This is a genomic window from Candidatus Nomurabacteria bacterium (assembly GCA_020631905.1).
In the GTDB taxonomy this organism is placed as follows: domain Bacteria; phylum Patescibacteriota; class Saccharimonadia; order Saccharimonadales; family VXPC01; genus JACKGQ01.
Genome location: JACKGQ010000001.1, coordinates 665,366 through 689,196, shown reverse-complemented (window position 1 = coordinate 689,196; position 23,831 = coordinate 665,366). Strand labels below are relative to the sequence as shown.

Genomic DNA, 23,831 nt, shown 5'->3' with positions numbered 1-23,831 from the left:
CCTCTTAGAGTGACAATATTATATCAGACTAGTGGTTAATGAATAGCTTTTTCCGAAGACTTATGACTCGCTGTTGAAGTGATTTAGATACCACAAAAACATGGTAGTTAAACCGATTGTAAACAACACTAAAGCTTTGCCCACTAGATTGCTTCTCGCCCCCAAAAGCGACTTTAAACTGTCCAATGCCATATAATTCATCGTTCGGGTCAAGTTGGCCACTTTGATCAAACTGTGCAATACCCCACATATCGTACTTACCTAAGCCAAGTTTTTTAGCATGCATAAATGTTTGATAAGCAAAGCCTTGGGCTAACTTAAGATCGCGACCTTTTTGGGTTCGTCCACCGTAGAACTGGTATGCTGCACCATTTGCATAGGCGACCATGTAGGCTCCGATGTCTTCAGAGTTTAGGCTACCAACAGAAATATAAGCCATCTGATTTTCTGATAATTCTCGCCAGACTTTTCGATAATAATCTAGCTCGAATTTTATGTAATTTTTTGACGTCGAAACAGCATTCATGACTGCGCAAAACCGATCAACTGCTAAATCACCACTGTCGTAGGTTTCTACTATTAAACCTGCCTGTTCGGCCTTTCGGATGTTCTGACGGTGAGATTTACTACAGGCGGCGAAGATAGATTCTTGGTCTTTCTGTAAGTCATTGACTACAGTATACCGGGCATTAATCGGTTTTAAGCCCCAGTAGCAGACGCTCTTTGGCAACTTAGTAAGGTGACCATTAGGTTCGATATATATGTGACTTAATTTTGGGAAGTCTGCTTTTAGTTTTTCGCCGAGTGAATCCAACCATTTATCGGCAGGCATGCCGTCATAGCCAGCTTTCAAAACCTGAGCGTACGGACATCGATTAATCGGGTTTCGGTTAAGCTGAACTAAGGTTGGAATACCTTCTATGATATACATCTGCGAGTTAGGCTTAATTTTTGCCCATGCTGGAGACTGGAGCACATGCATACGAAGTTTCTTCCATGCTTCGAGATACTCTGTTTGTTGATTCACCTTGTTACTATAGCATTCGAATGCGGTACAATCCTAGATATGCAATTATCAACAAAAGTTGAAGAGCTGAATGGAGTCGGATCAGCAACCGCTTCAGCCTTAAGGCGACTAGGCATAAAAAACTTAGGCGACTTAATTAATCATTATCCTAAGCGATACGAAGATTATTCAAAAATAACCTTAATAAAAGATGCTAAGGCTGGCCAGATTAGTATCCGTGCACGTTTGGCTAATATTAAGTCGCTTTATGGTCGAAAACGTGGTCTACACGTTACAACTGCGCTTGCGAGCGATGCCACAGGAAGTATGCATGTAACTTGGTTCAATCAGCCGTATCGAGCTGCAAGTATCAAAGCAAACGCAGAGTATTTTCTATCTGGAAAGTATGATTTTTCAGGGACATTCCTGACTTTACTCAATCCTAGTATCGAACTAGTTAGTGATTTTCCAGCAAATACTGCCAGAATTCTGCCAGTTTATCCGGAGACTAAAGGAATCACTAGCCATAAGTTGCGTAAATTACTGGTTCAAAATGAGAGCGTTTTCAAAAGTGTAAAGGAGTATTTGCCGCAAGAAATCATCGATTTCGCTGGCATCGGATCCTTTGCAGACACTTTAAGGAAACTTCATCTACCGAATGATTCTCAAGAACTGCAAGAGGCAATAGCAGATCTAGGTTTTCGCGAACTTTTTGAGGTCACTTTGGCTAGTCAGTTATTAAGAATCGATCTACAAAAATACCGTAGTCGACATATAAAAATTAAGGAAAGTTCGCTAAGAAGATTTGTTGACGGTCTACCATTTAAGTTGACACCAGGACAAAAACTAACAGCTTGGCAGGCTTTAAAAGATATGTCTGAAGCCACTCATCCTATGAACCGTCTGGTGGAGGGTGATGTCGGCTCTGGCAAAACTGCTATCGCTGCTATAGTTGCATTTAATGTCATTAAGTCTGGAGGCCAGGTTGCCGTAATGGCACCGACTGAGCTACTTGCTAATCAGCATTTTCAGTCTATGCAAGAATACTTCGGCAAGAATCTGGAAGACGGTGAGATTGCATTATTGAGTAGTTCTCTAAATACACCTCGGCGCAAGCTGGTTATCGATGGTTTAAAAACAGGGAAGATTAAGCTAATTATCGGCACACATGCTTTGTTCCAATCATATGTAGAGGCTCGGAATCTCGAATTATTAGTTATTGACGAACAACATCGTTTTGGCGTTAATCAACGGGAGTTCTTGCTGGCAAAGGCTGCTCGAATGCCTCATGTTCTAACTATGACGGCCACACCTATCCCTCGTTCACTGGCGTTGGTTCTTTACGGTGAGCTAGATATTAGCGTCTTAGCCGAGAAACCTCCAGGCCGACAGAAAATAACCACCAAACTTATTAGTCTCTCTCAAAGACTCGACTTATTTAAAGCAGTGATAGAGCAGTCTAGTCCGACAAACCAAGTGTTTGTGGTCTGCCCGAATATTGATTCACCTGATCAAGCAGACTCGATCAGTAAAACAGAGGAATGGTTAAAAAAACATTTTCCAAATTTAGGCTACGGAGTTATCCATGGCCGCTTGAAAGCTCAAGAAAAAGAGGAAGTAATGTCTGATTTCTTGAACGGAAAATTTAATTTATTGCTAGCAACAACTGTTATTGAGGTCGGGGTCAACATTGTGAATGCTTTGAACATGATTATTCTGTCCCCAGACAGGTTTGGTTTAGCCCAACTTCACCAATTACGTGGCCGTGTAGGACGTGGGCAACGCCCAGCGAACTGTTTTTTGTGTTTGAACGACAACGAGCCGCCAACCAAAAGACTAAGATTGATCGAGAAATTGGACGACGGCTTTAAGTTGGCCGAAGCAGATTTAGAGTTGCGTGGTCCGGGTGCAATTTATGGCACAAGGCAAAGTGGACAGCTAGATTTACGCGTTGCGAAGTTGACAGATGTAAAACTCGTAAGTAAAGCACGTGAAGCTGCGAAAGAATTTGTAGCACTCGACCTAAAACTGATAAAATACAAGAAGTTACACGCAAAAATAGTGTATTTACAGAAGATAACAAACCTTAATTAGTATATGTATTCAGGCTGGATGCTGACAAATAAGTCGGGTGATTTCATTGGCGCCCATCAGAAGTTTAATCGAGTTGCTCATAGGCATCTTCGGGAGCTATTAGAGTTACGAAATATTAGTTTCCCGAGCCTTAAGCAGATCCTCCGTTTTGAAGGAAAGAATGGACCAGATGGTATCAAGGCCAAAAGCCCTGGACACGATGAACCTTACCACTTTTATGACCCTTTTGACCCTACTTATACTGAGTTATTAGAGTATTTAAATGATCATTATTCAAAGTTGGTTGCGTCACTAAAGAAACAAGATACAGAAAAAGCTTCTTACGAGGCAGCGTGGTTGGCCCATGTTCTGACCGACGGATTAACACCTGCGCATCACTTTCCCTACGAAGAAGAATTAGAAAAGCTACGTGGAGAAGATAACTCGACTCGCAATAGCATAGCCGCCAAAAATATCATAAAAGGTGAAAATACATTCCAGACAGTTAAGAAAAACTGGCATTTCTGGGGACCAAAAGGCTTGTTTACGACCCATTGGTGGTTTGAGTGGGGAGTTACGGCAATCATCAAACCTCTCAAAATGCATAACGCCATGCCAACTGAGTACGACATTAAAACTGTTAAACATTTAGGTATAGAAGAATTTTTTAAACGAACTGCCCGTGAAATCGCTCTTTTAGATATGTATGATCGATTTTACAAGCGTGGGTGGACGCCTAGTCTTGCAAAGGATGTCCGTAGGGTTATGGCTCCACTAATATCGCGCACAATTACCTTGGCTTGGCATTCGGCTGCTCTCGAAGCTCAACAAACATGATACGATTTGGTTATGAGAATAATCGGCGGCAAACTAAAAAGTAGAATTTTCAAAGCACCTCCCGGTAAAAGAACCCACCCGATGGGTGAAAAACCACGTGGTGCGATCTTTAACGCTCTGGGTGATTTAACTGGCATGACAGTCTTAGACGCCTACGCGGGCAGTGGTGCATTAAGTTTCGAAGCCATTAGTCGTGGGGCGAGCAGTGCGACGGCTCTAGATATCGACAAAAAAGCCTACATAACTTTAACCGAAAATATCCTGTTGCTCGGACTCGAAAAAGAAGTGCACGCTAGCCGGGCGAACTGCAGCACTTGGGTCAAGAATAATCAAGATCTGAGTTATGACATCGTTTTTGCCGATCCACCATATTACGACCTTAACCCCAAGCATATCGAGGAGCTAGCGACAGCTGTCAAGTCTGAAGGCTTGCTGGTGATTAGTCACGGTGCATTTTATCGCCCAAACTTTAACGAACAGGGCTGGCAACTTTTAAGCCATAAACAATACGCCAACGCTAACATCAGCATTTACAAGAAACCATAACTCTCAAGCTTTGCATAAAATCTAGAGGGTAATACAATTCTAATCATGGCATTAAGCAAAGATATCGGTCCAAGCATAGTCGAGGCTACCCCTAAAAAGTCAATTGAGCTAATTCGAGATGATTTAGCTCAAGCAGACACACTATTTTCTGGTGTCAGCTTACTAGTTGCGGTCCTAAAACGGCACGAAGCTAGGATAGATGGAGAATTTTGCGGTAAGTATGATGGTTCAACTGATTGGTACAGGCTAGGTCCAATAACTTCAACGGCGTTATGTGAGGTTACGGGATGCGATTTGCTTCCGGCAGCTGTTTTAGGTCGAGCCTATGAAGACTTGGCATATATCACGGAATGGTTTGTGGAACCGCATAAAGTACCGGCCGACATCGGAGGATCTCAGTATATGGTGCATAAACCAAATTCGAGGACCCCAAAATATTTATTTCGGATGCCAAAGGGATTGTATGGCGACAGGTTACCGATTAAGCAAGCACGTTTTCGAGACGTCTTGCCGAGTAGACTAAACGATGTAGTTTTGGCAGCGCGAGCTCTCCGAAATAGTGGTGAAGAGGCTGAAGAAAGTCATGCACTCCGAGAGTTAGATCGGATTTGTGTGATTGGCCAAGCTGCACAATCGTTTGCAGCTGATATTTTGAATTCTTAAACTTATAATAATAGTTCGGCAGCAGTGATGGCACTAATAAATTGGTGCATACGTACTATTTCACTAGCTTCAGGGTGAGGATCGGTTGAGTGCTTCAGCCAATAACCAATCAACAGCCGGGCGTATGTTTTATTCAACTTAGTTTTATATTTGTTTATATCATAGCCTGACTTGTGTAGGTCGATCAGGAGCATGGTCATATCGGCACCATTTAGGCCTAGATGAGCCCAAGACCAGTCAACAACCCGAGTGCCACGCTCAGGGTGCCAAGCTAAATTTGCTTGGCGGGCGTCATGGTGGTTTAGAACTGTTCCAACCGGTGCAGAATTTAATCTAAGGTTTTCAAGTTGACTCCCCAAACTTCTAGCTAGAATCATGAAATCTGGGTGTAGCAGTTCCTCCCATCGCTTGAGTTGAGCCGTAATTATATCTGTTACTGAACCTGGGTGGATCTTATTCCACCCGTGCTCAAACATGTAACCTAAGACATTCTCGTTTAATATTTGCAACGATGGTGGGGAAATTTGTTCAAGTTTTGTGAAGGCTTGTTCTGCATCGGCAATATATTTATTTAAATTGTCTCTAGGCGCGCGCCAGTGCCAACCGCTTGCGGCCGTTAAACCCTCTAGTAGTAGCATGCCATCAATATATTCAAAGCTGCCAACTGTATGGCTAAACCCATGTTTGTGTAAATGTTCGTAAATACTAGCTTCTTTGGCTAAGAATTCGAGCATTTCGCTCTGGCGGTGTGGATCTGTTAGTAGGTTTGGATGATATGCTTTGGCAAACAGTGATTTTTGCTCATCTAACTGTGCAATTAGACGATAGTAAGCCATATGCCCGCCTTCGGCCGGCTTGATCTTGTCTGGAGTCGTCAGACTCAGCAAATAGTCTGTATGAGGTTTCTGGAGTTTATTTATCATGTATTTAGGTCTTCGAAGGCAAATTCTACTATCTTTCGGTGCGATCCGCCTAGTATTTTTTGCCACTCATCTGTCGAGAACCACCTAGCATCAATCGCATCATCACCGCCAACAACCGGTCTGGCTGCCTCTGGTCTAAACAGCATCGCATGGGTGTGTGCCCAGGCGTTTGCCGTGACTCGACCATCAGCCACAATTCCATCATATATCGTCTGCGCAGTGTCTATTTCGGTTTGTGTTAATATCAGGTTCGTCTCCTCAGCTGTCTCCTTAACGCAGCCATCGACTACCTCCATCCCTTCACGAAAACCACCAGGGAGAGCCCAACGACCAGATCTCCGCATTATTAGAAGTAATTTCGGCTCGGGTTCGCACGTGATGATAACTGGATCGACAGTTTCATTAGGCCCCCATAGCCAGTATTCACCGGTACCAGTTACGACTCCCGAGACTTTTATCAGTTCGTTGATCCATGGGTGTAGCGGTCTTCCTGCTAGGTCGTATCCAAACTTGTAATCGTAATCTGCAAGTTGTGAGCTAATGTCTGTTGGTAGTTCGCAGTGCTGACCAGCAAAGTAGCATGGGTCTAGGATATCTTCACCAGGCAGGCCATGATATCGTTGAATTCGGGCATATGGGTCATGATTGGCGAGACTGATGGGTATATTAGCCAGACTGAAAGCTTTGACAGCTTCGCGTTTTTCTAAGTTGGTCATACGGTTACTACCTCCAATTGGTGCAATATGGTTTGTTTTAAGCGCTGATATCGTGCCACGTCTGCAGCAAAACCCGTGTGCTTGCCGAGTGCATCACTGAGCTTTACTGTCCCTGCCCAGAACAAGCGAACTGCTTTCATTACGATATTATTGGCGGGTAGGCCAAGATCGTTGGTTAGATCGGTTCCCCAGCCAAAGACCACCTTGATGCGGTCTTTGAAATGATCGGCGAGGCGAACAATCATGTCAATGTCTAACCCATCACTAAAGACGATAGTTTTTTCGCGAGGGTCTATACCGTAGCCTTGGTACAGAGCAATTGCTTGCTCACCAAACTTGAATGGATCGCCAGAGTCGTGGCGCAAGCCTTGCCATACTAAGGCTAGGTCTCGATCGAATTCGGCAAAGAACAGATCGCTGCCAAAGGTGTCGGTTAGAGCAGTTGATAGGTTGTTGTCGTAGAGTTCGCGCCAATCTTTCAGAACTTTTGCTTGTCCGTCGAGTGGGTTATCGCCAGCCATATCTTCGTAGGCTGCATAAACCATCGGAAGTTCATGAGCGAAGGTGCCGATCGGCATCAGATTAAATTCTTCGGCAAGCGCAAGGTTCGAGGTGCCGATCAGATTGTCTGGACACTCTCGAACTAGCCTCTCTAAGACGTGTTTCTGCCAAGCATAACTAAAGCGTCGACGCGTCCCGAACTCGGCAATTTTGATATCTGGTCGATGCTTAAGGATTTCTATCTTTTCCGAGAGTCGACGATCGCCTTCGGCGTAAAGTTGATCGATATCTAGCCCGTTGGCTTTAACATAGTTCTCGAAATAAAGTTCGTTGAGTTCACTCATGACGACTGTTTCCCAAAAAGTTACCATAGGCCAACTACCGGTAGCGGTGATTTGCAGATCATCTCGGTCACCTGCAGTATGGATATCAACCGGCGGGAGGTCGTTCGCGAGTAAGTATTCCAGAAATCCCGGCCTAAATAATGGTTGACCATCGCGGCGCTCATGTGTAGCTAAGAAATCTACTTCTGCTTGAGTAAAGCCTGATTGGTATATAGCCAGTCGAGCTGCCAGATCGGTAATTGGCACGTAGTCCAACAATCGGTTTGCCCCGCGATTCTTAAGTTCGAAAGTTACCTCGGCATCCGGATGTTTTATATATGCTAGCTGGCTCATGGTTGGTTTATAGTAGTCTAGTCCTTGACTAATCCTATTTGGTCTAGTTGCTTGCACGGTAAGCCTCCTCTAATTCGGCTAAAGCTTGGTCTACTGTAATTATACGGATCCCGAGTGCAGCCATTTCGCGTAATGCTTTTTCTCCAGCTTGTTTATCTACCGGGCGTGTTGCATCGGTTAGGATTGCGACATCAACACCTAGTTTGATCTTAAAGTCTATTCCTGTAGCCTGTACGCAATAGTCTAGAGCCAGACCACCAAGATACACTGTTCTAGTTTCAGGGCGTTCACCTGCCAAAAATCTTAACCAGGCCTCGGACTCATGTAGCTGTCTAAAGTTGAGATCCCAACCGCCCCTCGGATCAAACTCCCGCTGTAGAGTAAACGAGTTATAGCCAGAATAGCTTGTGTCATCGACTCCTTGGAGTAGTTTCTCCATTCCTTTCTTGTAAATGACGATATCATCTGGCAACTCGAGTAGTGGATGCAACTTAGCACCTGGGGTGTTTGCCATACAATGAGTTGGCCAGGTGGTGTCATAGTTAGGTTCTTCAGAGATGTGAGCAGTGCCATCTGGATGCCAATCTTGGGTAGTAAATATAAAGTCTGGTCGAAAACGGCTAATCAGTATCCGGTTTAGGGCAGGGACAATCAGTTCACCTTCGTCGACAGGTAACTCACCAAAACCTGCAAGACCCAGCCGGTCACCTTCAGTTACCGGCATAAAACCTCGTTGAGCGTCGACTATACCTAGTGCTTTCGTTGATAATTTATTCATGGCATTCTCCTTAATTAGTGTAACATTGACAATTACATTAACATGATATATCATACTTAGTGTAGTGTCAACACTAAATTATAATAAAATTATATTAAATGGAGTATATCGATGAGCATGCCATTAAACATTGTCCTGATCCGCCACGGTCAATCAGAAATAAATCTGATTCATAAAGCTGAAAGATCAGGGAAGCTACACGAAGCCCACGATGTGGTATATGCGAACCATGATTGGCAACACAGGTTAACAGATTTAGGTATAAGCCAGGCAAAGTCTGCCGGCAAGTGGTTAAAAGACAATCTCAAAACTCCAGATAAGTTCGATCGAGCTTATGTTTCGACATATCAGCGGGCTATCGAGACTGCATATTATGTTGGAGACGAACACACAATGTGGCATGTTGATGACCGTTTTCGAGAACGTGATTGGGGGGAATTTGGAGCGACGCCAGAAGAAGAGCGCAAGCGCAAATTTCCTTATACGATAGCTGCTCAGGAATCCAACTACTTTTACACCAGTCTAAATGGAGGTGAGAGTCTGTCTACAGTCCAAATGCGTGTGCGAGACATTATCGGCACTTTTCACCGTGATCTTGCCGGAAAAGATGTCATAGCGGTGTGCCACGGTGAACTTATGATGGTTATACGCTATGTATTAGAACGGTTAATGCCAGAAGAAGCGGTTGAGATTGATCGGCAACAAGATATGAAAAATTGCACTATCATCCATTATTCACGAGTAAATCCTGATGATCCTAAAGATATTGCCAAACACATCGGCTGGATGAGAATGATCTATCCTTATGATGAGAGCAATTCACCACATGGAGGTAAATGGCAGCCAATTATCGAAAAAAGAGTCTTAAGTGGTGCTCAACTAAAGCGTAGGCTTCAACTTACCCCACCGCATACTAGAAAGGAAGAATGAACAAGTTCATAAACTTAGTGGTTGCGACTGCATACGGTGATGCTTATGGCTTACCATATGAAACGCGAACTTACGCCGAAATCGTGAATCTTGGTGGCCCAAGTAGGCATTTAATTTTGCCAGATAGATATAGTGATTTCGCAGACTTTAAGGGATATCCAGTTGGAACCGTTAGCGACGATACGCAACACACTGTTGCGATGGTTAAAAGTTTACTGAAAAAACCATATGATATCTGGGGTTTGATCGACGAATTACAATTAGAGATGAGTCGTTCTGATCGTGGTTGGGGCAAGGGCACAAAGAGTGCCTTAATACGTATAAAATCTAAATCGAGTCTAGAGCAGATTATTAATAATGGTAATCCAGACTCAAATGGTTGCGGGCCATTGATGCGATTGGCGCCTTTAGCGCTCTATAGCTATTTTGACATCGGTCTGCCGGGTGGCGGTGAAGATTTTGTCGAGGTATCTACACGTCTAACGCACAACTCCGAGCTCGCGGTTGTTAGCGCGTTAGTTCACTTTCAATGTCTAAAATATGTAATCAAGTCTAGTGCCAGAAATTTGATGAGTTTTGCCCTTGAGCAAGCGAAGTTGTACGAAACGAAATATAGTGCGCCTTCGGTACTCAGCGACAAGCTAAGTCGGATAGCTACGAGTAACCGAGAACTGTTAGCGGATCAGATTTACGATTCAACCAAAGAGGCATTTAGTAGCCAGTCCGTTCAGTCGTTAGCTTATGCTTGCCTAGAAGCCAACCAGAAGGCCGAACTACTCGAGCTATTGCAACTAGTAGTTGCTCAAGGTGGTGACTGTGATAGCACGGCGGCAATTGCCGGTAGTATGTGGTGCCTAGCCAACCCAGAAAACTTGATATTACCGAGAGACGTAAACAAACTCCAGGATTATGAGTCTTTAAAGAGTCTGAGCGCTCAGTTCTGCGGAGCCATAAATAATTTAATCGAATGACCTTACAAGGGTTTGTAAGGTCTTTTGTTTAAAGCGGTAAAGCATTGCTGGCCGGTGTGCGCCTTCGCGGTAAAGTTCGCCGGTTTCTTCGATCATATCTAGTTGCATGAATTTTTTTCGGAAATTTCGTTTATCTAAAGGTCTTTCGAAAACTGCTTCGTAGGCGGTTTGTAAGTTTGTTAGCGTAAACTTTTCTGGTAGCAACGAATAAACAACATTTGTATAGCTCAACTTTGCACTTAAGCGAGAGTGAGCATACTGAATAATCTGATGATGGTCAAAGGCTAGTTCCGGTAAGCTATCAATTGCAAAGAATTGGATCGGCTCAGTGCCACCATGCGGGATAATGTCTAACCCACAGGCCATATAGCTTATTGCAACCGCATGACCACGTGGATCGCGGGCAACCGAATCGAAGGTATACAGTTGTTCGATGTATTTGGCATGGTGTTTAATATCAATGCCTGTTTTTGTTTTGACTATCCGTGTCACCGCCTGCAGGGTTGTTTCGCCAGCAGGGTTGTACCCGCCTGGAAGAGCCCATTTGCCATCAAATGGCTGCTGGCTACGTTGCACGAGTGCGACATAGAGCTGTCTGTCGATAATCTGGAATACTACACAATCAACAGTCACAGTCGGAGGTATGTATGGTCCTTTAAACATGTTTAAACTATAACATGAAGCTTAAATTTATATCAGAAGGCATTCGCCAATCGCCACGAGGACTTAAACTTACTGAGCCAACTTTTGGCCCATCGGGCATAACCGAGCGTTTCCACTGGTTCTTATAGAATCTGTTCAAGAACATCTCAAGCCACTTTTTAATCTCGCTTGGTGTATATTTCCCCTCGAAGGCCATGCAGGCTAAGAAGTAAATCTTTTGTACCGAGTCACCCCAGCGTACAAAGTAGTACAAGAAAAAGTCGTGTAGTTCATACGGACCAACAATCTCTTCAGTTTTCTGGCCAAGATCTTTACTAGATTTTGTGAGTTCGGGTGAGATCGGAGTGGCTAATATGTCTTGCAAGATGCTTTGTGCGTCTGGATTGTCGGCAATCACTGCTCGACTTGCATACTCGACCAATGAACGTACTAAAGTCTTTGGGATCGAAGCATTAACATTGTAGCCGGACATATGATCGCCATTAAAGGTACTCCAGCCAAGGGCAATTTCGCTCAAGTCACCAGTTCCAAGTACTAGCCCTTTCGACTGGTTGGCATAGTTAAACAAGGTGCTAGTGCGCATACGAGCCTGAGTGTTTTCATAAGTAATATCCTGGCTGGTCAGGTTGTGCCCAATCGCGTGGAGCTGATCTTTGGCTAACTTATCGATTGGGATTCTTTTAAAGTCTGTTTGTAGTGCCTCGGCAAGCATCTTGGCATTATCTTGAGTCCGCTTAGAACTAGCTAGTCCTGGCATGCCGATACAGCAAATAAAATCCTGGGGCTTCTTTTTTAGCAATCTTGCAGTTCTAATCGCGACTAGCAGTGCAAGCGTTGAATCTAAACCACCAGAAAGACCCAAAACAACTCTCTCGACTCCACTAGGGATAATCCGCTGCTCTAGGCCTATGGCTTGAATCGTAAAAACTTCTTCTAGGCGCTTGTCGACTTCTTTCTGATCTCCGTTCGGAACAAATACATGCTGCGCGATATCCTGGATGTAATTAGTCTGAAATCGTTTGAGCGGCAGTTTTGTTATCGGTAGTAAACGATCGGGGTAGTTGGTATTTAAGCGTCGTTCGTGCCGAATATGATCAATATCTATATCGGCGCAGATTAGTCTGTGTTGATTCTGTGAAAATGGCTGTCTTTCGGCTAGGAGTCTAGCTTGGTCAAAAATCATCGCATGGCCACTCATCACGATGTCCATGGTCGATTCACTTTGATCGGCTCCAGCGTAAATGTAGCCGGCAGATAACCTCCCAGACGTATTGGCGATTAACGTTTGTCGATAATCGGCTTTCGTAACTAGCTCTGGTGAGGCCGACGGATTAAGAATCAAATCAGCACCTCCTGCTACTAAACTAATCGAGCGTTGTTCGGGCACCCAAACATCTTCACAGATTTCGATACCAAATTTTACGCCATCAAGCTCAAATAGCTGATCGGCACCAAAGCGTACCGTCTCTCCAAATAACTGGATTTCCGAAGCTGTGATAGGGCCAGCTTGGTACCACCGTTTATCGTAAAACTCCTTGTATGTCGGTAAGTTGACCTTTGGTACGATACCTGTCAAGTTACCACGTGCAAGTACAGCTGCCGCATTGTACAGAGCATTGCCAATCATTATTGGCAAACCGACAACTATCGCAGTATTTGAGCCCTTAGTAAACTGCATTAGTTGCTTTAAGCCATTTAGGGCGTCTTCTAGTAACTGAGTTTGTGAAACCAAATCACCGATTGTATAGCCAGTTAGGGACATCTCGGGGAAGGTAACTATCGACACTTCTTGTGTGGCAGCAAGTTCATAAAGCTCTAAAATATTTTTTACATTTGTTTCGACGTCGGCTAGACCAACTACAGGTGTGGCAGCGGCAACGCGAATATAACTATTGCTGGGTAGATATTTTTTCATGATAATCCTTACTTAGTGTCATATTGACATTATATTTTAGTTACTATATAGTGTCAAGCATACAATAACAAGAAAGCACATTATTATGAAAAACATCATTATCTATGGAGGAGCATTTAATCCTCCGACCATTGCGCACCAAGCAGTCTTACAGCAGTTAGCAGGCTACGCTGAGCACATACAAGCAGAAATATGGTTAATGTTAAGTGGCAACCGGAAAGATAAACAAATAACTGCCAATATTCAACAGCGGCTTGATCTGGCTAGAGCATTAGCCGCGTCAGTCAGTACATCCGTCAAGATAGTGATAAAAACTGACGAATTATACCGCGTTAAGCCTACAGAAACCTACGACACTGCTCTAGAGTTAAAGAAGGAATATCCTGATATTAATTTTATTTGGGTGTTTGGGACAGACAGTCTAAACACGATTCTAGACTGGCGACATGGTAGGTGGTTGCTAAATCATCTAAGTTTTATCTTAGTTAACCGGGTTGGTTATAAGTGCTTAAATCGCCCAAAAAAACTACTTCACACGATAGACATTGGTAACATAAAGGTTAGTTCAACAGAAGTTCGACAACGTATGATAGATGGTCAACCAATTGCTCACTTAGTACCAGAGGCTGTGATGAATCTCGGCTCTTCTAGTTGAGATAATAAGATATAAGCTTGTCTTAGATCGAATATATTTTGGTGCGGATGAGAGGACTTGAACCTCCACGTACTTGCGTACACTAGCACCTGAAGCTAGCGCGTCTGCCATTTCGCCACATCCGCATTCTCTAAATATACTACCGGTGTGACATATTGTGAACTTTAGATTTTTTTTGACTAAAGCCAAATCAATATCAAGTTTTATCAACTGGTGTTCAAGTTGATGATGATGAAAGGACTTGCCCACATTCTGCGGGCCCAGAACTTTCATGCATCAAACAAGTTTGAACCTGAAAGGTTCTCTTGCGAAATCCCACAGGCATTTCTAACCTTCGCGGCTTAGGGTTTTCATCAAATCTTTAACCCTAATCAAACTTAAAACCGGCATATAGCCGGTCATAAGTTTGGTGCGGATGAAAGGACTTGAACCTTCACGCCTTGCGGCACTAGCTCCTAAGGCTAGCGTGTCTACCAATTCCACCACATCCGCGTCATGGTCTATGGCGACTGCCAAGCGCTGGATTTTGCAATCAAGTAGCAAAATCCAAGGCTTGGCAGACCATAACCATTCCTTTCAATTTTGCAAACATAAATTAGAAATTTAATGGTTTGAAAAATTGGGGAGTAGACTAAAAAAGTGCTAGGGCATTTTAGCTTTTTTAGTTTGCTTGTTCAAGTAAATCTCACCAGAAGTATCGATATGTCGATAACTCTGGTGAGACGACAGCGTACGAATGCTTCGTCTCTGATTGGTTACACCGCGTTACACCTTCCCAGTGTCAGACGAGTCCCACTCCAGCCGCCGTACCATTCGGTATCGGTGTAGTTGCTGTATGGGATCACCCCGTCATCTTCGAGGCTCCACGAGCTCAAGCTCGAGGCCATACCCTGACTGTCTGTCCAGCGAGGATAAAGTGACCCGTCGTATTCGTAGACCACTAGACTTGCCTCGAAGAAGACATGCTCTGTGGCATGTTCGGGGTTGTTGCCAGTCCGTCGGCAGATGATTGTCCCTGGTGGGAGCTGAGTCAGCTCTTCCAGGGTTAGTGCGTCTGCATAGGCCGGATGACGCAGGCTGGCGGGTATGCCGTACCAGTTGTCGTCGAACCCGACACTGGCAAACCCATCGTCGAAGTTAAGCCCTTCGGGCGTGGTGATGACATAGGTGTCGTTGGCCGGCCAAAGCACGCCCCAGAAGTGGCCAGGGGTGCACTCGGCGCCTCCGAAGACGAAGCCCTCGGAAAAGTCGGCCAAAAAGAACGGATCATCACGGTAGTGGATGCATGCCTCGCGCGAAGCCGCGTCGAGGTCGATAGTGGTTGCGGTGACCACTGTGTCACTGGGTGGCGTGTCGAAGACGCCCACCGCCGTACTATCGAGCTCGGTCTGGAGTTCGGAGATCTGCTGCTGCATGTCTTCGACCTGCTGTTTGAGATCGGCGATCTGCTGAACCTGCAACGAGTACAACTCGGACGACGTATAGTCGTCAGCTGGCTGAGCTTGACTCCAAGGACTGCCGAAGGCGGAAATAAGCCCCAAGATGAGTACGCAGACCAAGAGGACCACCATGAGCGCGTATAGTGCGCGGGATTCAGAATTCTTTTGGTGAGTCATGTCGGCATTCCTTTCTTAGATCTTGCCGATCTGCACATGAACAGGGTTGTTCGTGGGCATACTTAGCAAGAAGTAAGAATTATTCGTACGCTGTCAATGTGCTGTTTTTCGACCGATAATTTGGTAAAAAACAACATATATAATGACACAACGGTGACGAAGTGTCAATATCTGTAACAGCATTATAACAAGCTATAGGCATTTTGCTAAAAAGAGCTTATGATATATTTAAGGTATAAATAGTGAGGGGAATATGGATCCAAATACACCAGAGCCGCAAACTACGGCTCCAGATACAAATCAAGCAACTAGCGATACATCGCCACATACAGATGTCGCGCAACCTAAAACAGAAGATACATCGACTTCTATGCCCGCACCGGTCGAGCCGACAAGCAAAGGTGGCAAGAAAAAATTATTCGTTATTTTGGCGACAGTGTTGGTGTTTCTACTAGGTGGCGTAGCTGCAGCCTATTACATGGTGCTTGTTCCAAACAAGCCCGAGAACAAGGTCAAGACAGCCCTTTATGACCTAGTTGATGCCGATCAGATGGAGATCACTGCTAACCTAAAAGCTGCCGATACGTCGGTGACCGTGACTGGTGACTTCAACTTACAAGCCTCGGCTGCTGAAGTGAGCCTAAGCTTTGGTGCAGATGGATTCGTGATCAAGGCAGTAGCTAGAGCAGTAGATGGTAAAACATATATTAGTCTCGAAGACGCTTCCGGCTTATCGTCACTAGCTACATCATTCTTGGGTGAGTCGATCAGTCTTGATGGCCTAGAAGGCAATTGGTATCAGATCGACCTAGATCAAGCTGGTAGTTTGCTCGGCGAAAACACCTCTAAGTGCGACGTGTCGACTCTACTTACATCCGACCAAGCTCAAGCCGATCGTGAGGCCTTTAAGAACGCCTACGATAAAAATCCGCTGTTTGTTGTAACGGCGGATGGCAAAGGCGATGTCAATGGCACCGAATATCCAAAATACAAACTAGAACCAGCCGACGACGCAACTGCCGAGGCCTTTTTGAACGATATTGTCGCCAATATGCCAGTAGTCAAGGCTCTGTCGGACTGTACTGGGCAAGAGCTCGATACAAATAGTCTAACCAACCAAGATGGTTCGGATGATAGCAGTTTGTATTTCTACCTAGATGGCAGCAAACTAAAGCGAGTCGAAATTGCCGACAACAAAGGCACAGATACGTTAACCCTCGACATCGACCTAGATAAACAAGTTAATATCGATGCCCCAAGCAATGCTAAACCATTTAGTGAGCTATATATAGACCTAATGTCAGGCTTTGGACTAGACGATTATCAGATACCAGACATTAGCGATTTCGATATGTAATAAACAAAAAAAGAATTTTAGCCGACCATAACCCTTGTGCTTGTGGTCGGTTTTATTTATGCCTATAATTTTTGCATGATAAGACTACAGTCATTTCGAGGTGAGTACACAATGGTCGAACTGGCCAGAATTCAAAAAGCATTTTTGGGAGTAAACGATTTACGTGACGCCGAAACACATAGTCCGAGAGTACACATTGCCACCCATCTAGGTAAAATAGTCGGCAAGTTTGCGGCCTACGACGAGGCTTTAGGCCATGCCAACAACCTGGCTGCTCAAGAAGAGGCTCGCGAGCGTGTCGCTTTAGAAGCTGTTCCAGACTTGGTGTATAACGGCTTGGCACTAATTCTTGATTCTGGTCTTAATTTTCCAACACCACCTATAGTCGACGAAGTAGAGACAGAGATGGTCAGTGATGAGTCGGCTACAGACGCTATGCCAAGCACATACCCTAAGATTTTCGACACGACCACGCTTCGCCAGCTTGTCGAGGATTACTGGGTTTCGACACGTATCGAGCCAAAACATCCCGAATACATCGATGTGTCTAAAGTTATCGCCGACTTGATGTACTTTAACGAGAGATACGACTCGCACTCGACACTACGTGCCGGCCTTCGACTGCTAAGAATTGTAGCCCAATCGGCACTTAGGAGCGAGCTAGACATTTATTCGCTTGAATATGCCTATCTAGCTAGGCTTGGTAGATTAAGCGAGCGTAATCATACACAAGCAGTCACAGCCTCCGTCTTGAGCCGTCTGGAGTTAGGCTTAGTCTACGTTCACAGCTAACAAACAAAATCTGCCTGAAATGACAGACCCGCTGAGTTTCCTCAGCGGGTTATGACGGTCTCGAAAGGCTTGGTGGTGCCTCGAGAAGCGTCTAGATTTACATCCTGTCTATTTCTGCAGCCCCGGTGCCTCCGGCGACTGAAGAATCGCCATCAGTTGGCCAGTCGTAACGCTGGCTGTATTCGGGTTGAGTTCGACAGCTCTTAACACCAGTTCCAGCACTGCCGGCTCGACTCGAATCATTCCAGGACGGCTGTCTTGGATTGTCGTCAGCACCAGACGTGCGAGCTTGCCATCACTTGTCACTGATTCTTGTCCGGCAACAGTCTGAGCGACGAGCTGGGGCATGAGCCGGTCGACCATTGCGTCGACCTCGGCGGCTTGGCTAGGCGTGAGCGTTGGTTGCATCTTCTCGCTCACAGCATGAGCAACCGCCACCCGAGCGCTGGTTTTTTGGTTCAACATGTAAATGACAACTTGTTTGATGAAGCCGTACCTGAAGTCGATGCCAAGGTTCTCCATGATTTTGGCAGCTCCGCCACCGCCTTCACGCGCCAACGCCAACAGCAAGTGTTCGGTGCCGATGTAGTTGTGCCCAAGCTGGAGGGCATCGCGGAGCGACAGTTCGAGCACCTTCTTGGCCCGCGGTGTAAACGGGATATGCGAGCCAGCCCTAACTTGGGTGTCGTTTACGAATACTTCGCGTGCTTGTTCCCTCAGTGTCTCAACGTCGGCCCCGAGGGCTGCCATGATTTGCTGAGAAAGACCACCTTCATCCGCATATGAGTTGTATGTCAGCCCAATCAGCAGGTGTTCGGTGCCGATGTACGAGTGGTTGAGCAGTCGTGCCTCTTCTTGAGCGTCAACGACAGCACGACGAGCTCGGTCGGTAAAACGTTCGAACATGACTCCTCCTCGGGAGCTAGGTGTCTATTTTGACAGGATGTACTTCTCTAGAGACTTTTGCCTCCAAAGTTACCTATACTATAACACAATATGTAGTCTGCAACAAAGACATGAAATGGATGTAAGTTACTTGGCACTTAGAGATCTGCCTAAAATGACAGACCCGCTGAGTTTCCTCAGCGGGTTATGACGGTCTCGAAAGGCTTGGTGGTGCCTCGAGAAGCGTCTAGATTTACATCCTGTCGTCTAGTCGTTAATTACCGAGAACCATGCGGAGATCGGCGAGCGTGATGCAGGCTTTGTCACTGCGTTCGAGCGCTGCCAAGAGAACTTGCTCGACGTCGGGTTCAACCGGCAAGATGGTCGCGCTATGCGACGACTGCTCACCTGGCTCGATGACGACTACTACCGGTACGACCTCCAGTCGTGGTGCGTTGGCAATCTTTGCGACGTGCCGATGGAACATCTGATAGACCGTTCTACTTACAGCGTCAACGAGTTTGGTGTCGGCATCCGCAGCTTCGATCGAACCCATCACAGTGCGCTCGACATGTTCGAGATCGACGCCGAGCGCCACAATCGTCTGGCAAGCGATGCCTTCTCCTTCGCGCAGAATGCCGAGCAACAAGTGCTCAGGGCCAATATAATTCGAACCAAGTTGTTCCGACTCACGGTAGGCCAGCTCGAGCACCTTCCTTGCCCGCGGCGTAAACGGAAGCACGTTTGGGGATGTGCTACCAACACCGAGAATCTCGAGCGCTTGCTGGCGGACAGGCTCCAATGTTAGCCCAAGACACTCGAGGGCTGTAACGGCCATGCTGTTGTTCTGGTGCAGAATCCCCAGTAGCAGATGCTCGGTGCCAAGATAAGTGTGGCCATGCAGGCGGGCTTCTTCTTGCGCCAGAATTACCGCATTCTTGGCTTCTTGCGTAAAACGATCGAACATGACTCCTCCTCGGGAGCTAGGTCTGATTTAGGACAGGATGTACTTCTCCAGAGACTTTTGCCTCCAAAGTTGCCAAGATTTAACCATCAAAACCCATAAAGAGCAAGCATAAGCTTGACATTACTAGGCAAAGCATGCTATAATAAGAAGATAGTGATCAAACTACATCTACATATTCAGCCGGTTGTTAGCCTCGTAAGTGGTAGGTAGTTTCTAATATCTGAATAACTCATCATTCCGGGGCTAGCACCCGGCTTTTTGTTTATAAATAACATTAAAAATTTAATGGAGATGTATATGAGAAATTTGCAAATTGGAGTAATAGGGTCTTGCAGTGATCTTAACTACAGCCAACGATCAATTCAAATAGCAAGAAGTATTGGTAAAAACCTTGCATACACCAATTGTACTTTAGTGTTTGGAGCAGAAAAAGATTCGCTTTCGCTTTCCACGGAGGCAGCGCTATCTGCCAGAAAGAATAACGGTTTAACCATTGGTGTCACATATGATATAGGCTTGGAAATATTTAAACCTGAGTCTGCGAGTGTAGTGATAGCAACGGGCTTAGTACGTGGAGGGGGGCGGGAGATGGTACAGAGTTTGTCTTGCGATTCGATAATCGCAATAGCTGGTGGTTCTGGTACGTTAAACGAAATATGTGTGGCATATCAAGCAGGTATCCCAGTTGTAGTAATAGATCAATTTCCAGGATGGTCAGCCAATCTGTCTGGAAAGTATCTAGATGCAAGAAAGAGATATAGATTCAGGGCAGTAAAAAGTGCTCGTCAAGCTGTAGCTCAAGCTGTTAAACTTGCACAAGTACGCATAAATAAGGAGAATGATTAGATATGACTAAAATTTCTACCCAAAGCTACAAAGGTGTCCGTGACTTCTACCCAGCAGATAAACAAATTCAGAACTATTTATTTGCGGCTTGGCAAAGCGTAGCCGAGCGCTATGGGTACGAAGAGTACGACGCTTCAATACTCGAGCCACTCGAACTGTTTCGGTTAAAGAACCAAACCAATCAAGAGATTGTCGACGATCAGATGTACAGCTTTAGCGATCGGGGTGAGCGCCAAGTTGCCCTGCGGCCAGAAATGACACCGACGGTTAGTCGGATGGTCGCTGCACGTCGCCAAGAACTTGTCTATCCGCTGCGTTGGTGGAGCAAACCCAATCTGTTTCGTTACGAACGCCCGCAAAAAGGGCGCTTACGTGAACACTGGCAGCTAAATGTTGATATCTTTGGAGTCGAAAATGTAGCCGCCGAGCAAGAACTAATTTTAGTTGTCCGCGATATATTGCGAACTTTAGGTGCCAACGATTCGATGTTTAGATTTCGGTTAAATAACCGCAAGCTCATGGACTCTGCACTGAAAGGTTTCTTGGGATTCGAAGACAATCAATTGCCTAAGATCTCTAGATTAATCGATGCAAAAGCCAAGTTGACTGAGGAAGATTTTTTGTCTGGTATTCGGGATTGCCTTGATGATCAGCAACTTAGCCAAGGCTTAGATCGACGGCTTTGGGATCTGCTGAGTATCCAAGAGTTGGCTGGATTGCCAGAGGAGCTTAAGCAATCCGACGGCTACCAAGAATTAGCCGAATTGTTGGACTTGCTCGAGTTAGCTGGGGTTACAAACGCTCTATTTGATGTCTGTATTATGCGTGGCTTTGACTACTATACGGGCAATGTTTTTGAAGCCTTTGATAACAACCCCGATAATCCGCGTTCAATGTTTGGTGGCGGTCGCTACGATGGCTTAGTTGGTGCTTTCGGCGTCGAACCACTTCCGACAGTTGGCTTTGGGATGGGTGATGTGACATTGCGAGAGTTTTTAAGTGGAAACAATTTGCTACCTGCTTTTCAGCCTGTTACTCAAGTTTACGTTGCACTGGTTGGCGATACATATCGGCACGCTTTGCCAATCGCTCAAAAATTGCGTGAACAAGCCGTCAATGTGGCAATAGATTTTAGCGGTCGCAAACTAGCAAAACAGCTTGAAGCGGCGAGCAAAAAAGGCATAAACTGGGTTCTGTTTATTGGTGATGCCGAGCTAGAGTCAGGGCAACTAAAACTCAAAAATATGCAAACTGGCGAAGAGATTTGCAATGACGTTGATCATTTAATCGACTCCATAAAGAATCGTTAATACTAGTGCTTTTGTATCCATAGCTCGGGCTGTATGCTGTAGCCTACATGGCCGAATATCATCAGTCTTTAAGATATGTAATCGAAGGAGAATCGCTTGGGCGTGCCTCGCTTGCCGAAGCGCGGGCAGCTGCAACTGAGCTTAGTGGAGTTGCCAGAGCTGCACGGTTTAGGCTGCTTGGCCAATCCGGATTAAATCCGACATTCTTCGAGCTAGCCCATGATGACCGAGACAACCGGCTTGTAGCCTATGTCTCGAGTTCGTTGGTGCCATATTTATGTACACTCGGTAGAGGTGCTATTATTCCCTCGTCGGCGAGTCGAATCCTGACTCATGCAGTAAATGCACTGATTGGCCATGCGACTTTTAACCATGCCTGGTCGGTAGAAAACGGGCTCGAGCAAAACTTTTACGGGACTCATGCTGGCGCTAAATATGCCGATTGGTCGTGTGGCTGCCCGCTGCACCTTGCGGCTGTTTTTAAGGCTAGCAGAGATAGCAGGGGTGCAAGAACTTTGGTAGAAACACCGATCGGCTTAAACCCGCAGTCGTTTGTGGATTTTGTAACCCAACCATTTGATATCTATGGTATAGGTAAAGTTGGCAAGCAGGCTCTAAGAGCATGGGCGACTGCGATAGAAATCGAACTAGATGGTTTTGACTACTATCGTTCACTCTGTTAGAGTGTGGCGGTTATGAAAATTACGTCTAAAAATAAAACAAGCACTTCTCAGACGCTTGTTGTTTCGGTTGCTAAGGCCGATATCGAATTAGCCAAAGATAAGGTGATCCAAAGACTTGGTAAAGAAATCAAGGTGGATGGATTCCGTAAGGGTAAAGCGCCAATATCAGCGATAGCCAAACAACTCGATCAGAATCTGCTGGCTCAAGAGTTTTTGAACGAAATTGTACCAATTGTGGTTGGCAAAGCTTTAGACAGTCAGCAACTCGCAACAGTAGTTCCGCCGAGTGTAAATGTTACCAAGTTTGTCCCGTTTAGTGAGCTAGAACTCGAGGTTGTCTGCGAAACGCTCGGAGCGATTAAATTAGCCGATTATAAAAAAGTGAAAAAGACTAAACCAGTTGTGTCTGTTAGCCAAGCCGACATCGATGCTGTTACCAAAAGAATTCAATTTGATATGGCCGAGCGAGAAGATGTGGAGCGCGAAGCAAAAGAAGGCGATCAAGTTTGGATAGATTTTGATGGCGTCGATAGTAAAGGCAATCCAATCAGTGGAGCCAAAGGTCAGGACTATCCGCTGGCTTTAGGTAGTAATACTTTCATACCGGGATTCGAAGACAATCTAATCGGCACAAAAGCTGGTCAAGAGACAACCTTTAAACTAACTTTCCCTAAAGATTATGGCGTTAAGGCATTGCAATCTAAGCAGGTGTCTTTTAAATGTCTAGTCAAGAAGGTTCAGGCTGTACATGTTCCGGAAATTTCCGATGAACTGGCAAAAAAAATTGGACCATATAGCACTGCGAAGCAGTTACTCGAAGACATCGAAAAACAGATTAAAGCCGACAAAATTCATCGGGCCGAGCTCGAGCTGGAAAGCGAAGTCATGCGCGAACTGGCCGACAAAACCGAAATTGAAATCCCTGAAGGCTTGATAACTGACCAAATTGAAAGAATGGTAAACGATCACCAGGCAAACTTAAGTTATCGAGGCCAGAACTATCAGGAATGGTTAGAGCAAGAAGGCTTGAGTTCCGAAAGCCATAAGCAGTCTTTGCGCGACGAAGCTATTAGTCGGCTTAAAGGTGGAATCATATTGTCCGAGATTGCCAAGAACGAAAATGTCGAGGTTTCGGAATCAGATATCGAAGCAGCCATTACCGACTACAAACAGCAATATGCCGCCGATGCCAAAATGCAAGCCGAACTCGACAAGCCAGCTGCTCGACGCGATATCGCTGCTCGGCTTTTGACTGATCGGACTTTAACAAAACTAAAAGAAATCATCTATAAATAATGGCTAAGCAAAAATCATTTTTACGATCAATCGAGGACCCTTCAGAGAGAGCTCAAGTTTCTGGTCTATTTACCGGGCTCGGAGTAGTTGCGGTTGTAGGTGCCTTAAGTGAACACTTACCAGTGTTAGCAGCTTTTGCCATACCATGCTTCCTCGGATCAGCTGCGCTATATCCCCGAAAACCAAAGTCCAGACACTAATCTAGCAGTCTAGTTTGCTGAGTGC

At 45.4% G+C, this 23,831-nt stretch carries 25 protein-coding genes and 2 tRNA genes; 15 read left to right on the top strand and 12 right to left on the bottom strand.

The features are described from left to right. Positions 1–28: 28 nt before the first annotated feature. Positions 29–1,027, bottom strand: a complete 999-nt coding sequence (locus H6798_03615; protein MCB9821596.1) for a peptidoglycan bridge formation glycyltransferase FemA/FemB family protein — start codon at positions 1,025–1,027, stop codon at positions 29–31. Between the two features lie 39 nt (positions 1,028–1,066). Between H6798_03615 and H6798_03610 the strand changes: the two genes are divergently transcribed. The 4 genes from H6798_03610 to H6798_03595 are packed head-to-tail and all read left to right on the top strand — an operon-like array spanning position 1,067 to position 5,125. Further along, positions 1,067–3,100 (top strand): ATP-dependent DNA helicase RecG, encoded by a 2,034-nt coding sequence (locus H6798_03610; GenBank protein MCB9821595.1) that lies wholly within the window; start codon positions 1,067–1,069, stop codon positions 3,098–3,100. Positions 3,101–3,118: 18 nt separating this feature from the next. Next, positions 3,119–3,916 (top strand): hypothetical protein, encoded by a 798-nt coding sequence (locus H6798_03605; GenBank protein ID MCB9821594.1) that lies wholly within the window; start codon positions 3,119–3,121, stop codon positions 3,914–3,916. Positions 3,917–3,928: 12 nt separating this feature from the next. Then, on the top strand, positions 3,929–4,462 hold the full coding sequence (locus tag H6798_03600; GenBank protein MCB9821593.1) for an RsmD family RNA methyltransferase: 534 nt from the start codon (positions 3,929–3,931) through the stop codon (positions 4,460–4,462). A 45-nt stretch (positions 4,463–4,507) separates the two neighbouring features. Continuing rightward, entirely contained in the window at positions 4,508–5,125 is a 618-nt protein-coding gene (locus H6798_03595) for a hypothetical protein (protein ID MCB9821592.1), read from the top strand. A gap of 2 nt (positions 5,126–5,127) precedes the next feature. Here the strand turns inward: H6798_03595 and H6798_03590 are convergent, their stop codons facing one another. Genes H6798_03590 through H6798_03575 form a run of 4 tightly spaced genes read right to left on the bottom strand, consistent with a single transcriptional unit; the run spans position 5,128 to position 8,720 of the window. Further along, a complete protein-coding gene (locus tag H6798_03590) occupies positions 5,128–6,048 on the bottom strand; it encodes a phosphotransferase (protein MCB9821591.1) in 921 nt (306 codons plus the stop codon). After that, positions 6,045–6,764, bottom strand: a complete 720-nt coding sequence (locus H6798_03585) for an NUDIX domain-containing protein (GenBank protein ID MCB9821590.1) — start codon at positions 6,762–6,764, stop codon at positions 6,045–6,047. Before H6798_03585 ends, H6798_03590 begins: the two co-directional genes overlap by 4 nt. After that, positions 6,761–7,999, bottom strand: a complete 1,239-nt coding sequence (gene pncB / locus H6798_03580; protein MCB9821589.1) for a nicotinate phosphoribosyltransferase — start codon at positions 7,997–7,999, stop codon at positions 6,761–6,763. The genes H6798_03585 and pncB overlap by 4 nt, the downstream gene beginning before the upstream one ends. Continuing rightward, positions 7,986–8,720 carry an isochorismatase family protein gene (locus H6798_03575; protein MCB9821588.1) on the bottom strand — a complete coding sequence of 245 codons (735 nt, stop codon included), beginning with the start codon at positions 8,718–8,720 and terminating at the stop codon, positions 7,986–7,988. The genes pncB and H6798_03575 overlap by 14 nt, the downstream gene beginning before the upstream one ends. 111 nt (positions 8,721–8,831) lie before the next feature. Between H6798_03575 and H6798_03570 the strand changes: the two genes are divergently transcribed. Next, a complete protein-coding gene (locus H6798_03570; protein MCB9821587.1) occupies positions 8,832–9,650 on the top strand; it encodes a histidine phosphatase family protein in 819 nt (272 codons plus the stop codon). Next, a complete protein-coding gene (locus H6798_03565; protein ID MCB9821586.1) occupies positions 9,647–10,621 on the top strand; it encodes an ADP-ribosylglycohydrolase family protein in 975 nt (324 codons plus the stop codon). Before H6798_03570 ends, H6798_03565 begins: the two co-directional genes overlap by 4 nt. Here H6798_03565 and H6798_03560 read toward each other — a convergent pair. Together H6798_03560 and H6798_03555 are read right to left on the bottom strand one after the other, a co-directional pair. After that, positions 10,610–11,284, bottom strand: a complete 675-nt coding sequence (locus H6798_03560) for an NUDIX hydrolase (protein ID MCB9821585.1) — start codon at positions 11,282–11,284, stop codon at positions 10,610–10,612. The two genes, H6798_03565 and H6798_03560, sit on opposite strands and share 12 nt — an antisense overlap. 7 nt (positions 11,285–11,291) lie before the next feature. After that, positions 11,292–13,199, bottom strand: a complete 1,908-nt coding sequence (locus H6798_03555) for an NAD(+) synthase (GenBank protein ID MCB9821584.1) — start codon at positions 13,197–13,199, stop codon at positions 11,292–11,294. A gap of 85 nt (positions 13,200–13,284) precedes the next feature. Here H6798_03555 and H6798_03550 point away from each other — a divergent pair, with 85 nt between their 5' ends. Continuing rightward, entirely contained in the window at positions 13,285–13,854 is a 570-nt protein-coding gene (locus H6798_03550; protein ID MCB9821583.1) for a nicotinate-nicotinamide nucleotide adenylyltransferase, read from the top strand. Between the two features lie 39 nt (positions 13,855–13,893). Here H6798_03550 and H6798_03545 read toward each other — a convergent pair. From H6798_03545 to H6798_03535, 3 genes are all read right to left on the bottom strand, one after another. Further along, a tRNA-Leu gene (locus H6798_03545) sits at positions 13,894–13,979 on the bottom strand. 282 nt (positions 13,980–14,261) lie between these two features. After that, a tRNA-Leu gene (locus H6798_03540) sits at positions 14,262–14,346 on the bottom strand. A 263-nt stretch (positions 14,347–14,609) separates the two neighbouring features. Then, positions 14,610–15,044 (bottom strand): hypothetical protein, encoded by a 435-nt coding sequence (locus H6798_03535; GenBank protein ID MCB9821582.1) that lies wholly within the window; start codon positions 15,042–15,044, stop codon positions 14,610–14,612. An 87-nt stretch (positions 15,045–15,131) separates the two neighbouring features. On the opposite strand from H6798_03535, the gene H6798_03530 reads away from it, so the two are divergent. The 3 genes from H6798_03530 to H6798_03520 all read left to right on the top strand — a co-directional run bounded on the left by H6798_03530 (position 15,132) and on the right by H6798_03520 (position 17,619). Beyond that, entirely contained in the window at positions 15,132–15,437 is a 306-nt protein-coding gene (locus tag H6798_03530; protein MCB9821581.1) for a hypothetical protein, read from the top strand. Positions 15,438–15,723: 286 nt separating this feature from the next. Continuing rightward, positions 15,724–16,827, top strand: coding sequence for a hypothetical protein (locus H6798_03525; GenBank protein MCB9821580.1), 1,104 nt, complete (start codon positions 15,724–15,726; stop codon positions 16,825–16,827). A gap of 75 nt (positions 16,828–16,902) precedes the next feature. Further along, positions 16,903–17,619, top strand: coding sequence for a hypothetical protein (locus H6798_03520; protein ID MCB9821579.1), 717 nt, complete (start codon positions 16,903–16,905; stop codon positions 17,617–17,619). A 108-nt stretch (positions 17,620–17,727) separates the two neighbouring features. Here H6798_03520 and H6798_03515 read toward each other — a convergent pair whose 3' ends face one another. Continuing rightward, a complete protein-coding gene (locus H6798_03515; protein ID MCB9821578.1) occupies positions 17,728–18,525 on the bottom strand; it encodes a hypothetical protein in 798 nt (265 codons plus the stop codon). A gap of 253 nt (positions 18,526–18,778) precedes the next feature. Further along, complete coding sequence (locus H6798_03510) at positions 18,779–19,471, bottom strand: hypothetical protein (protein ID MCB9821577.1); 693 nt, start codon at positions 19,469–19,471, stop codon at positions 18,779–18,781. Between the two features lie 297 nt (positions 19,472–19,768). Here H6798_03510 and H6798_03505 point away from each other — a divergent pair, with 297 nt between their 5' ends. From H6798_03505 to H6798_03485, 5 genes are read left to right on the top strand one after another with little or no spacing between them, the layout of a single operon-like run. Then, positions 19,769–20,317: a hypothetical protein gene (locus H6798_03505; GenBank protein ID MCB9821576.1), complete on the top strand. Its 549-nt coding sequence runs from the start codon at positions 19,769–19,771 to the stop codon at positions 20,315–20,317. Positions 20,318–20,319: 2 nt separating this feature from the next. After that, a complete protein-coding gene (locus H6798_03500) occupies positions 20,320–21,627 on the top strand; it encodes a histidine--tRNA ligase (protein MCB9821575.1) in 1,308 nt (435 codons plus the stop codon). A gap of 47 nt (positions 21,628–21,674) precedes the next feature. Then, the gene (locus H6798_03495) at positions 21,675–22,310 is read left to right on the top strand and encodes a hypothetical protein (GenBank protein MCB9821574.1); all 636 of its coding nucleotides are present in this window, start codon (positions 21,675–21,677) and stop codon (positions 22,308–22,310) included. Positions 22,311–22,322: 12 nt separating this feature from the next. Then, a complete protein-coding gene (gene tig, locus H6798_03490; GenBank protein MCB9821573.1) occupies positions 22,323–23,606 on the top strand; it encodes a trigger factor in 1,284 nt (427 codons plus the stop codon). Next, positions 23,606–23,806: a hypothetical protein gene (locus H6798_03485; GenBank protein ID MCB9821572.1), complete on the top strand. Its 201-nt coding sequence runs from the start codon at positions 23,606–23,608 to the stop codon at positions 23,804–23,806. The genes tig and H6798_03485 overlap by 1 nt, the downstream gene beginning before the upstream one ends. The last annotated feature ends 25 nt before the right edge of the window (positions 23,807–23,831 follow it).

Coding starts and splice junctions, on each gene's coding strand:
- H6798_03570 (MCB9821587.1), top strand. CDS start 8,832: ATGAGCATGCCATTAAACATTGTCCTGATCCGCCACGGTCAATCAGAA.
- H6798_03595 (MCB9821592.1), top strand. CDS start 4,508: ATGGCATTAAGCAAAGATATCGGTCCAAGCATAGTCGAGGCTACCCCT.
- H6798_03555 (MCB9821584.1), bottom strand. CDS start 13,199: ATGAAAAAATATCTACCCAGCAATAGTTATATTCGCGTTGCCGCTGCC.
- H6798_03575 (MCB9821588.1), bottom strand. CDS start 8,720: ATGAATAAATTATCAACGAAAGCACTAGGTATAGTCGACGCTCAACGA.
- H6798_03585 (MCB9821590.1), bottom strand. CDS start 6,764: ATGACCAACTTAGAAAAACGCGAAGCTGTCAAAGCTTTCAGTCTGGCT.
- H6798_03590 (MCB9821591.1), bottom strand. CDS start 6,048: ATGATAAATAAACTCCAGAAACCTCATACAGACTATTTGCTGAGTCTG.
- H6798_03505 (MCB9821576.1), top strand. CDS start 19,769: ATGAGAAATTTGCAAATTGGAGTAATAGGGTCTTGCAGTGATCTTAAC.
- H6798_03485 (MCB9821572.1), top strand. CDS start 23,606: ATGGCTAAGCAAAAATCATTTTTACGATCAATCGAGGACCCTTCAGAG.
- H6798_03600 (MCB9821593.1), top strand. CDS start 3,929: ATGAGAATAATCGGCGGCAAACTAAAAAGTAGAATTTTCAAAGCACCT.
- H6798_03500 (MCB9821575.1), top strand. CDS start 20,320: ATGACTAAAATTTCTACCCAAAGCTACAAAGGTGTCCGTGACTTCTAC.
- H6798_03515 (MCB9821578.1), bottom strand. CDS start 18,525: ATGTTCGAACGTTTTACCGACCGAGCTCGTCGTGCTGTCGTTGACGCT.
- H6798_03560 (MCB9821585.1), bottom strand. CDS start 11,284: ATGTTTAAAGGACCATACATACCTCCGACTGTGACTGTTGATTGTGTA.
- H6798_03550 (MCB9821583.1), top strand. CDS start 13,285: ATGAAAAACATCATTATCTATGGAGGAGCATTTAATCCTCCGACCATT.
- H6798_03510 (MCB9821577.1), bottom strand. CDS start 19,471: ATGTTCGATCGTTTTACGCAAGAAGCCAAGAATGCGGTAATTCTGGCG.
- H6798_03525 (MCB9821580.1), top strand. CDS start 15,724: ATGGATCCAAATACACCAGAGCCGCAAACTACGGCTCCAGATACAAAT.
- H6798_03565 (MCB9821586.1), top strand. CDS start 9,647: ATGAACAAGTTCATAAACTTAGTGGTTGCGACTGCATACGGTGATGCT.
- H6798_03605 (MCB9821594.1), top strand. CDS start 3,119: ATGCTGACAAATAAGTCGGGTGATTTCATTGGCGCCCATCAGAAGTTT.
- H6798_03520 (MCB9821579.1), top strand. CDS start 16,903: ATGATAAGACTACAGTCATTTCGAGGTGAGTACACAATGGTCGAACTG.
- H6798_03495 (MCB9821574.1), top strand. CDS start 21,675: ATGGCCGAATATCATCAGTCTTTAAGATATGTAATCGAAGGAGAATCG.
- H6798_03610 (MCB9821595.1), top strand. CDS start 1,067: ATGCAATTATCAACAAAAGTTGAAGAGCTGAATGGAGTCGGATCAGCA.
- tig (MCB9821573.1), top strand. CDS start 22,323: ATGAAAATTACGTCTAAAAATAAAACAAGCACTTCTCAGACGCTTGTT.